The organism is Vibrio sp. 10N.247.310.24 (assembly GCF_041467175.1).
Classification (GTDB): Bacteria; Pseudomonadota; Gammaproteobacteria; order Enterobacterales; family Vibrionaceae; genus Vibrio; species Vibrio tasmaniensis_A.
In genome coordinates, this window is the sequence record NZ_JBFSUD010000057.1 from 19,185 (window position 1) to 30,504 (window position 11,320).

At 43.7% G+C, this 11,320-nt stretch carries 6 protein-coding genes; all 6 read left to right on the top strand.

Annotation, left to right across the window (positions count from 1 at the left end):
* The first annotated feature begins 217 nt into the window (after positions 1–217).
* The 6 genes from AB6E08_RS16510 (at position 218) to rlmJ (ending at position 10,946) form a co-directional block, all read left to right on the top strand.
* Complete coding sequence (locus AB6E08_RS16510; RefSeq protein WP_371707532.1) at positions 218–2,980, top strand: M16 family metallopeptidase; 2,763 nt, start codon at positions 218–220, stop codon at positions 2,978–2,980.
* A 281-nt stretch (positions 2,981–3,261) separates the two neighbouring features.
* On the top strand, positions 3,262–6,060 hold the full coding sequence (locus AB6E08_RS16515) for an insulinase family protein (RefSeq protein WP_017102209.1): 2,799 nt from the start codon (positions 3,262–3,264) through the stop codon (positions 6,058–6,060).
* Between the two features lie 290 nt (positions 6,061–6,350).
* Positions 6,351–6,833 (top strand): hypothetical protein, encoded by a 483-nt coding sequence (locus tag AB6E08_RS16520; RefSeq protein ID WP_032500567.1) that lies wholly within the window; start codon positions 6,351–6,353, stop codon positions 6,831–6,833.
* Positions 6,834–7,106: 273 nt separating this feature from the next.
* On the top strand, positions 7,107–8,906 hold the full coding sequence (gene secD / locus AB6E08_RS16525) for a protein translocase subunit SecD (protein ID WP_372063986.1): 1,800 nt from the start codon (positions 7,107–7,109) through the stop codon (positions 8,904–8,906).
* A 2-nt stretch (positions 8,907–8,908) separates the two neighbouring features.
* Positions 8,909–9,847 (top strand): protein translocase subunit SecF, encoded by a 939-nt coding sequence (secF, locus tag AB6E08_RS16530; protein ID WP_017102207.1) that lies wholly within the window; start codon positions 8,909–8,911, stop codon positions 9,845–9,847.
* Between the two features lie 232 nt (positions 9,848–10,079).
* Positions 10,080–10,946, top strand: a complete 867-nt coding sequence (gene rlmJ / locus AB6E08_RS16535; RefSeq protein WP_012601255.1) for a 23S rRNA (adenine(2030)-N(6))-methyltransferase RlmJ — start codon at positions 10,080–10,082, stop codon at positions 10,944–10,946.
* Positions 10,947–11,320 lie beyond the last annotated feature (374 nt).

Here is an 11,320-nt window from a genome sequence, read left to right on the forward strand (position 1 = left end):
TTAAAGGAATCGAATCATAAGCTTGGAGATGAAGCGAATTTAAGAGGACCTGATACCCCGATCTACAACCTATGACTATCAGCTTGTGTAATTTATAAAGTTGACAGTTTCATGCATGTTTAGATTGTCTCTCAAAATTTAAATGACTGAATTTATATAAAATTATTATGCTATTGCGATCGGATATATTGGAGGAAAGCCCTTCAAAGAGATCGTTATGAAAGCATACTATTTAGTCGTCGTATTGAGCTCCACATTGCTAGGTTGCAGCTCTACTCCTCAACAACAAACGTTATTGAAATCCGATCCATACTGGGTCAAAGGAGAGTTAGATAACGGATTAACCTACCATGTCTACCCTGACCAAGAACAACCGGTCTCGGTACGCTTACTAGTGCATGCCGGATCTTTGCAAGAGAGCGAACAACAGAAAGGGTACGCCCACTTTGTTGAGCATATGGCGTTCAATGGCAGCAAGAACTTTTCAGGAAATGAGGTGGTTGAGCTATTTGAGCAATCTGGTGCCAGTTTTGGTGCAGACTTAAATGCTTACACCTCTTACCAAGAAACCCTCTATAAATTAGATCTACCTGACAATAAGAATTTAGATAAAGCGCTGGCTTGGTTTAGAGACATTGGCGATGGTTTATTGCTGTCCGAAGCTGAAATCGAAAAAGAGAAAGGTGTGATACTTGGAGAGTTTCGATACACGCGAGTTGAAGATAAACCTCTCTCGTTTAAGTTCTACGATCATCTGGTTGAAGGGACGACTTACCAAAGTAACGATCCTATTGGCAATAAAGAATCCGTTTCTAAAGCGAATGTTCAAGAATTAAAGAACTATTACCAAACCTGGTATCAACCTCAGTTAACCGAAGTGATTGTCTCTGGTGATATCACACTGGCAGAAGTGATCCCTTTGATTGAAGACACTTTCTCTGATTGGCAAAGAGGCACAACACCGGTTCCCGTGAAGAACACGTCAGTGGATTACAATACTCAAGATTTTGTGGCGTATGGATCTGCTGTCGAGCCACCGAGCATCGGGATAGTCATTGATCGTGGGGAAAGAGTGACACAGAGCCATGAGCAACAACATCAGCTTTGGTTAGATGATATTGCTCAACAACTTATCCAACAAAGGTTGAATTCTGACTTTGTTGACGCTGCGTTACCTGTGCAGTGGGTTTTTTCAACACCCTACTTATTAGAGTACCAAAGGTATTCGATTACTACGGTCAGTTTTCCTGTTGGTAGCCGAGAGCAAAGTCAGCAGCAGTTTGTTTCTACTCTCGCCTCTTTGCGTGATTATGGCGTAAGTGAATATGAGTTGGCGAGTGTGCTTCAGCAATACCAAGCGAACCTTGACGATATTCAACTAAACTGGGATCAAATGGATGCTGTGGCTCATGCTGATGGTAAATCGACAGCATTGGTGATTAACCAACCCGTTCAATCACAGCTTGATTATAAGTCGAGTTTGAAAACGTTTCTTGCGAATACGGATCTCGAGGCCGTGAATGATAACTTAGATGATTTGCTTTCTAGCCCTTACATTTTGGGGTTAGGTTTATCTTCTAAGGAAGATCTTCAAGCCATGGAGAATGAGCTAAAAGATGTCAGAAAAGCCTATAAAAAGACGGGTAACAAACCACTGCTCGTTACCGCAAGTTCTGCGTTTAGCGTGCCAGAATCTCAAGGCGACATTGTGAAACAAATTCAGGTGAGTGAGGATCCTAACTTACAGCAATGGACATTGAGCAATGGTATCGAGGTTTGGTATTTACGAAACCCTGAGGTGGGTAATAATGTTGGCGTTTATTATGCCAGTGAAGGTGGTAAGTCAGCCCTAGATCCTTCTTTATTTCCTGCGCTAGAGGTGGCCATTCCAGCTTCGAATCGCAGTGGCGTTGGTAAATTCAGTGGCTCGGAATTAAATTCCCATTTGAAACGTAAAGACATCCAAATTTACCCCTTCATTAACTTCACTCATCACGGGTTGGAAATAAACACTAAGAAGAAGACGCTCGCAGAAGGCTTGGCTGCACTGTATACCATTGTGACCGAACCTAAAATCGACAGCGATCAGCTTGAGGCAGTGAAGTCTGAATTCACGCAAGGTCGTACTGCCTACCTAGAAACCCCATTGGGACAGTTTACCCAGATGGTGAATCGCAACAGCTATCAAGATAGTAGTCGTCATATCATGTTGGAAAGTGAAGATGTTGAAGCTGTTACACCTCAAGATATACTTGATATACAGCATCAACTCTTTCAGAAGTTAAGAGACAATACGCTTGTCATCGTTGCTGATATTAAGCCATCTGAAATTAAGCCCCTCGTACGCCAATATGTTGCTTCATTGCCACTAGAAGTGATTGAATCTCCTAATTATGAGGTGGCTTATAAAACGGATTCAGAAGAGCGAATAGATGTATCGATCAACAATGAAGACAGCAGTCAGTACTTGTTGCGTGTAATTTCCCAGCAAGCTCGGGATAAAACAGCAAAAGATGTGTTTATGGATGATATGCTGCAGCGCGTATTGTCGAGTCGCCTAACTGCTTATGTTCGTGAAGAGTTAGGCTTGGATTATGCACCTTACGTGTATTCGGTCGCTCAAGACAGTGAGCCAAGTTACGACTGGTTGGTGGGCTCCTTAACAGCCCCTGAAAACTTAGATCAGGTTGAACAGGCGATCGATAAAATTATTGCTGAAGCTGTCAAAGGGATCTCTGAAGAAGAGACTCGAACGGCAGCTAAACAGCTAGTGGCTGACCTCACGCCACTTCAATATAAGCCTACTCAACAAGCTTGGTTTATTTCACGTTACTTAATTCATGACTATGGTGTTGAGGCACTGTTTGACTTACAAGGAACGACAGATTCAATTTCTAGTAAAGATATGACTGAGTATGCTAAAGAAATTTTTGGAGATAACAGCTACCAGTTGAAGAACTTGTTAAGGCCACAAAGTTAAGCTGATTGAGTAAAGTGACTTTTCAGAAAAGTCGCTTTCACCCTGAATATATGATGTCGAATCTAAGCCAAATGCTAAGTCATTTGGCTTTTTTATTTGGGTTAGGGTTAGTCTTTAAACTCGTTACTGACTTTTAAATGATCGCAATTCGCGCCTTATATAACTGAGTATGATTTATAAAATAAAGATCCAGATCACAAAGATACTCATTCAGTTCGGTATTAAATAATAATCATTAACTCAAGCTGTATATTGTCGATGAATGACATTAAGAGGTTGTTATGAAAACATATTATTTAGCGACGGCAGTATGCCTTACCCTGGTTGGCTGTAGTTCAACATCAAAAACGACTGACACCTTCATCCAACCGGACCCGGCTTGGACTTCAGGCCAACTAGAGAATGGCTTTACCTACCATGTTTATCCTGATCATGAAGCGCCAGTTTCTGTTCGCTTAGTCGTACATGCAGGCTCTATTCAAGAAACTCGTCAACAAGAAGGTTATGCGCATTTTGTCGAACACATGGCATTTAATGGCAGTAAGAACTTCTCGCAAAACGATGTGATTCGCCTATTTGAAGATGCAGGTGCTAGTTTTGGGGCTGATATTAATGCCTACACCTCTTATGAAGAGACGGTATATCAGCTAGATTTACCCGATAACGTCCAATTACAGTCTGCCCTAACGTGGATGCGAGACATCGGTGATGGATTGGATCTCGCCAGTTCAGAAGTTGAAAAAGAAAAAGGTGTGGTTCTTGGGGAGTTTCGTATGGCTCGCCTTGATGATAAGTCATTCCCTGAAGTGTTTTATGACCACTTTATTGAAGGTGGACCGTATCAATCTCAAGACGCATTGGGAACTAAAGAATCGGTTGTAAATGCCACTTCTCAAACCCTAAACAACTTTTACCAGACTTGGTATCAACCACAAATCGTAGAGCTTGTTGTTTCAGGTGATGTGGATATCGAAACCGTGATCCCATTAATTGAAGCGAAGTTTTCTAGTTGGCAGCGTGGTGAAACGCCTAAACCAGTGAAACAGACAGTCACCACTTTCAACGAAGGTGACTATGTTGAGTATACGAAGAGAGAAGCCCCAAGTATTTCACTGACGTTTAACCGAGGTTCAAACATCATTGAAACTCACGATCAACAGCACCAACGTTGGTTGGATGAAACCTCCCAGTTATTGATTCAGCAACGACTTGAGGCGGTATTTAATGATGCGGCTTTGCCGACTCAATGGATAGCGTCAGACAGTCTTGAAATGGGTGCTCTGCTTTACTCATCAACCAGTATTGGATTCCCTGTTGGAAGTCGTGAAGTGACTCAGCAAAAGATGCTCTCGACGTTGGCATCATTGCGGGATTACGGTGTGTCGCAAGCGGAGATCGTCGGTGAACAGCACTACTACCAAAACTTGCTCGATAATATTGAGCATGATTGGGATAAAGAGGACGGTGTCGATCACGCGAACAATAAGGCAAGTGCCTTAGTGACGGGGCGAATCGTTCAATCACAGAAAGATTTTCAGGCAAGTATGGAAACTTTCATTTCCAACGTCAGTCTTGAAGTGATTAATGACAACATAAAAAGCATACTTTCTGGTGATTATTTCATGATCATTGGCATGAATAAGGCTGAAAATAGAGCCGCAATCAATAACTCGTTAGATAGCTTGAAAGCTACTTATAGCGAAATAGGTACTAATAGAGAAACGGGCACCGCGCCGTTGGTTGCTGCGGCGGGCAGTGCTTTTGCGGTACCGAGTTCGCAAGGCGATGTTGTGTTGGTTGAACAAGTATCTGTCGACCCATACATTCAAAAATGGACGTTAAGTAATGGCATTGATATGTGGTACTTACGTGACTCACTGGCGAATGATGATGTTGGCGTGATGTACATGAGTTTGGGGGGAAAGGCTGCTTTGGAGCCAAGCTTATACCCAGCGGTTGAGGTTGCATTGCCTACTTTTGCTCGAAGTGGTGTGGGTGATTTGACCGGTTCTGAACTTCAAGCGTACCTTGACCGTGAAAATATTCAAGCCGATTCTTTTATAGGCAATACTCGTCATGGTGTTGAATTTAATATCAAAAAAGATGGGCTAAAAGATACGTTTGCTGCGCTTTATACTTTCATAACCGCGCCTAAAATAAGTCCCGAGCAGCTAGAAGCTGTGAAGCAGGAGTTTGTACAAGGTCAAGAATCGTTCTTGAGCAGCCCTGTTGGCCAGTTTGAACGTGCAATAAACCAAAATATTTATCGTCAAGAAAGCCGTCACCTCTTTGTTAATAAAGACCGTGTTGAAGTGGTTTCTGTGGAAGATATCAGCCACATTCATCAGCAACTGTTTGGTCAAATGAGGCATAACCAATTGGTGATCGTTGGTGATATTGATCCAAGCGTATTGAAGCCTTTGGTTCAGCAATATTTGGCTTCTATTCCATTAGAAAAAGCTCTAGTCCCTGACTTTAAGGTGGCTTACAAGCAACCATCAGAACCACGCATTGATTTAGCCATCAACAACGTGAATAGCGCGGAGTACGTCTTAAGAGTCATTGCTGAACCTAGTACTGTAACCACGGTTGAAAAAGTTGTTACGTCAAAAGATATCTTCATGGAAAGCATACTGGAACGTTTGTTAGCGACTCGCTTAGATACCTATATTCGTGAAGATTTGAGCTTAGATTACTCGCCTTATACATTCTCAGCGTCAGCAGACAGTGAGTTGAGTAACGAGTGGGTTGTCGGTGCGATGATAGCGCCAGAGAATGTTGATAAAGTGGAAGTGGCGATTGATAAAGTGATTGCAGACCTTCTACAAGGCGTTTCTGAAGAGGAAATGCACGCGGTTGTGAAACAGTTTGAAGCTGACTTCACGCCTCTCGAGATGAGCTCTATTGACCAAGCGTGGTATGTGTCTCGTTATCTACTTCATGGTTACGATATCGAAGCCTTGTCTCAAGTTGAGCGCGTGGCGAGATCGATATCCACTGAAGATATGAATGATCTAATACAGCGTATTTTTGGTGAGAACAGCCGTAAGGTTAAGAACATCATGCGTCCTAAAGCCTAAAGCCTAAAGCCTAAAGCCTAAAGCCTAAAGTAGAGCGTGAAAACGATAGCCAAAAGTGCTTCGACAAATACCCCATTAAAGCCAAGCATTCATTGCTTGGCTTTTTGTTTTTTGACGACTTTGTATGCGTGAATACAGCGCTAGGAGGTCAGCAATTGTCAGCGTAGTGTCAAATGTGTTCGGTTGTGTTTCTAAATCAATTGTAACTTTCATAGCTGTTATATATTGTCGCAGTGTTTACTATTCAGGATTATTGTTAATTGCTTAAACTAGGTACCCGATTAGTCTTAATGTTGTTTTTACTGAGCTTTGGCTTAGTGAACTCTAACGGCTATTCGTTTCCTTCTAAGCCATTCCAAATTCAGTCGGCTCAAGAGCAATCTTCGCAGAATGAACAATCTTCCTCGATAAAACAGTGTAAACAAGCCACTACGGATAATCCGTCGGCCTATTTAGAGTGCGATAAGGCTCCGTTTGGCACCACGTCATTAGATGACAGTTCCAACTATCATGACACCGAGTCGAGCCTCCAGGCTGCAAACTTCAGACGTATGCTCAGCAACGAGCAAGAAAGCGTGGCCGATCTTGAGCCTGCTTATCATCTACTGATCGACTTTTCTCCCCCTTCAATACTGGCTTCTCTGCTCTTCAATACGCCGTTGTTGGATTCCAAGCTGCATTGGACCAGCATTGTGAGTTCTCCGTCCTCCCGGCTTTCTGGGTGGAAAGAGGGCAACATTCAATACTCGCATTTTCGAGAACTTCTTAGCTAATCGTTTGACCTTAAATTGGTCGTATCGATGGTCGCCTCGCGCTCGTTGAACTCGCCAATTAACCCAATATAGCGACACACAATTATTAGCCTCACTGTTACTCAATCAGCTTGTTTTGGTTGTGACTAGTTGTCGTTCGTGTTCGCAAAACATTAGTTATACCAATCGCAGTAAATAACTGGCCATCCTAGCTGGTTAAAACGCTCGATCACTGCTTTTTTCCGGTGCTATTTTTGAGCACGTGTTTACGGTGATTGGTAAAAAGAAGAGATCTTGACTGTGAAAAAACGCATTCCAAGAAAACAAATTAACCACTACTCAAAGTGGAAATACGTGGTGCTTATTGCCACCATCATCATCATGATTCTAAGCGCTCTACCTTCTTGGTTTGGCGAAGACGCCTCGGTTCAAATCAGTAACCGCTCTGAGCAGACGATCGACGCCACTCAAATTACTCAATACCTTGCGAGCGAAGGTATCCAAGCCAAATCAGCCTTTCAAAAAGACAAACGTTTAGTGGTGATCTTAGAAGACGCTGAGCAACAAGCGAAAGCCAAAGAAGTGCTTAATGAGCGCTTCCTCGACAACGCGACGGTTGCGCTTGCTATGGAGCCAGCAGCACCTAAATGGCTGACTGACATGGGCTTTGCACCGATTCAGTTAGGTCTTGATTTACGTGGTGGTGTGCAGTTCTTATTAGAAGTGGACATGGAATCGGTTTACCACGCACAAGCGCAAGCGATGGTCGATGAGGTGACCAGTCAGGTGCGTTATGCACGTGGTAAAGTGGTCAACAACCAAGTTCAGTTTGATTTCCGTACCGACGCCGATTTCGAAAAAGCACAAAAGCTGATTCGTGAAGAGTCCCCACATTGGCTACGTGATCGTTCAGATAAGTCACTGACGTTAACTCAGTCTGAAGAAGAGCAAAGAACGCTACGCAACCTAACCGTTCAACAAAACCTGCAAATCATGCGCAGCCGTATTGAAGAATTAGGCATCACAGAAGCATCGATTCAACGCCAAGGTGAAAGCCGTATTCGTATTGAATTGCCAGGTGTTCAAGACCCTGCAGCAGCAAAAGACGTGATTGGTGCAACCGCATCTTTGGCGTTTTACTCTGTTTACGACAATGCAACTCGTAATACTCAAACGCTAAAAGATACAGATGGTAACCGTGTCGTTGTCGCTCGCAAAGCAGTACTGAGCGGTGAACACATTATCGATGCTCGTAGTGGCATTGGTGAGATGGGCAGCGCAGAAGTAAACATTACCCTAGATTCTTCTGGTGGTAAGAAAATGTCTGAGTTTTCACGCCATAACATCGGTAAGCCAATGGCAACCGTGTACAGCGAATACAGTCGTGATAGAGCGGGCAACAGCAAGCAAGACAGTGAAGTGATCAGTGTGGCAAACATCCAGTCTCAACTGGGTAGTCGTTTCAGAATTACTGGTGCTGGCAGCTTGGCTGAAGCGCAAGAGCTTGCGTTACTGCTGCGTGCGGGTTCATTGACTGCGCCAGTGACCATCATTGAAGAACGTACTATTGGCCCATCTTTGGGTGCTGAAAACGTAACTAACGGCTTTGCTGCTTTGGCACTTGGCCTTGGCCTTACGCTAACGTTTATGGCGCTATGGTACCGCCGTCTTGGTTGGGTCGCGAACTGCGCATTGGTGGTTAACATGACCACATTGTTTGGTTTGATTGCGCTGCTACCGGGTGCGGTATTAACTCTGCCGGGTATTGCGGGTTTAGTACTGACCGTCGGTATGGCGGTAGATACCAATGTGCTTATCTTCGAGCGTATTCGAGACAAGATGAAAGAAGGGCGCAGCTTTGCTAGCTCTATCGACCGTGGTTTCGATAGCGCATTCTCGTCAATTTTCGATGCTAACGTCACCACCATGATCGTTGCTGTGGCTCTATATACCATTGGTAATGGACCGATTCAGGGCTTCGCTCTGACACTGGGCTTAGGTCTTCTAACCAGTATGTTCACAGGCATTTTTGCTTCACGAGCGATCATCAATTTGGTTTGGGGGCGTGACCAACGCCACGACGTAAGGATTTAAGCATGAGTACTTCAAAAATGACTATTTCAGACCGCTATATTTCAGATAAAAACATGACTCGCCTTCGTAAGGTGATGTCTGTGATTTCTATTGTGCTGTTCATGAGCTCTGTGATGCTGGTGGCAGTGAAAGGTTTTAACTGGGGTTTGGACTTTACTGGCGGTGTGGTTGCCGAGGTTCAACTCTCTGATCAAGTAACCAAAGATGCGTTAAAAACCAAGCTCGACACTGCTTTTCAACAAGACGTTCAAGTGGTTGGTATGGCAGAACAGGATCGCTGGACAATTCGTTACAGCCAACTGACAGACGCTCCACAGCCAAACTTAGTTGATGCTTTGTCTTCTGTGAGCGACCAAGTAAAAGTGCTTAACAGCAGCGTGGTTGGCCCTCAAGTGGGTCAAGACATGGTTGACCAAGGTGGCTTGGCGGTATTGGTGTGTTTCCTAATGATTATGCTGTACCTGAGTGTACGTTTTGAATGGCGTTTGGCACTTGGTGCTCTTGCTGCAATCATTTACGACGTGACGCTTATTTTAGGTTTGTTCGCCTTTACTCAGTTTGAGTTCAACCTGACTGTATTAGCGGCCGTGTTGGCGATTTTGGGTTACTCATTGAATGACTCGATCATCATTGCTGACCGTGTTCGTGAAATGCTGCGCGGCAATCCAAACGGTGATACTGACAACCTGCTTAACGAATCAGTTAAAGCGACCTTCTCACGCACCATGGTGACTTCAGGAACAACTCTAATTACCGTCTCTGCGCTTTGGCTACTGGGTGGCGCGGCACTGCAAGGTTTCGCTATTGCACTCGTTGTGGGTATTGTCAGCGGTACGTGGTCCTCCATTTCAGTAGGCATCACCCTACCTAAATTACTTGGATTGCAGCCTTGTCACTATCAGGTGAAACCAGTAATCGAAGTTGAGGGTGAGTATCCTTAGTTTCCTGATTGCTTAAGTTTTCTAATTAGATAGCGCTCAGCCTTAGTCCTCATTGACTAACGAGTGAGTTCAGCAAAGCCTTTCGTTTGTAGCAAGACGAAGGGCTTTATTTTTTATAAGAGTCAGTCAGTTAGTTAAAAGAGAGGCTATTTCAAAAAACAATGGATTGAGCAGGCAAGCCCTCATTATATGAAGTATGTTTATATGACGTCAGTAGAAATGAGGCAAGGTAATGGAATATCGACATCAATGTCATGTAGGCGACCACGGTGATGCACTCAAGCATCCAGTATTGAGTGCACTGGTTCAATCATTAATGCAGCAACACTCTCGCCTCAATGTTATCGACACGCATTCAGGCACAGGGTGTTATGACCTCACCACAGCGCCAAGCAATCACGCGGGTGAGTTCGCTGAAGGGGTCGGGTACTTGTGGCGAAACAAAGCTTATCTTCCTCCAGCATTCGCTTCTTTTATGTCGGTGCTGGAATACTACAATCCGAATCAACTTATCTCTCTCTATCCGGGCTCAGCAGCCATCACTTACCAACAAGGCCGCAGCCAAGATAGTTTCTATTTTTCAGACATTCAGCAAGATGAAGCTGATTTACTGCAAACTAATATTGAGACGTTACAACGTGACCTTGATGTTTCAAGCAAGCTCACTATTACTGCAGGTGATGGGCTCAAAGCGCTGCCTGATGATGTAGCAAAACACGATAATCATCACCTGATTGTTATCGATCCTCCCTATGAAACCGATTCTGAATATCTCGCAGTGATTGATGCCTTGGTTAAAGCGTATCAACAATCAGAAAAGGTATCTGCACTGATTTGGTACCCGCTTTACACGGATGACAAGAGCTCACTGATTCTGAATCACTGTGTTACTGCAGTGAAAGATGGTTTGCTGCCAAGTCCAATTAAGTCGGAGCTTCGCCTTCGAGACCCGAAAGGGGATGATCGCCTAATCGGCAGTGGTTTGTTGTTATTCAATCCACCACAAGGCATTTCAGGAATAGTCGCAGATACGCTTGATTATTTACACTGCCAACTCTCGACCAATGGTGAAGGCTATTGGCAAATGAGAAGCCTATAGATCTGATTTTTATGGGTTTTATGATGATTTTCGAGATGTAGATCGCTAAATCATTTCAATCTGTATGGTTTAAATTGACCAAACTCTAACTTTTATCGATTGATTTATCGCGATGAATCATATAAAAATAGTACATCAATGCGCACAGGTGCATACTGGCTCATAAGTTAAATAATTACCCAAATTAATATCAGATTGTGGTTTACCCCCTAAACTGCATAAGGCTCGCACTAGTCACGCGAGCCTTTCTTTTGCCTGAAAGAAAACTTAAGGCATTGTTAGCACTTCAAAATCCACTACAACGCAGGGTAATCGGTATTAATGCCGATCGTTTAAGAAGACTTGAACGATCTTGCAGTTAGCAGATAATCCCC

Bases quoted from the DNA above. Each gene is read 5' to 3' on its own strand.
- AB6E08_RS16510 (WP_371707532.1), top strand. From the start codon at position 218: ATGAAAGCATACTATTTAGTCGTCGTATTGAGCTCCACATTGCTAGGT.
- AB6E08_RS16515 (WP_017102209.1), top strand. From the start codon at position 3,262: ATGAAAACATATTATTTAGCGACGGCAGTATGCCTTACCCTGGTTGGC.
- AB6E08_RS16520 (WP_032500567.1), top strand. From the start codon at position 6,351: ATGTTGTTTTTACTGAGCTTTGGCTTAGTGAACTCTAACGGCTATTCG.
- secF (WP_017102207.1), top strand. From the start codon at position 8,909: ATGAGTACTTCAAAAATGACTATTTCAGACCGCTATATTTCAGATAAA.
- rlmJ (WP_012601255.1), top strand. From the start codon at position 10,080: ATGGAATATCGACATCAATGTCATGTAGGCGACCACGGTGATGCACTC.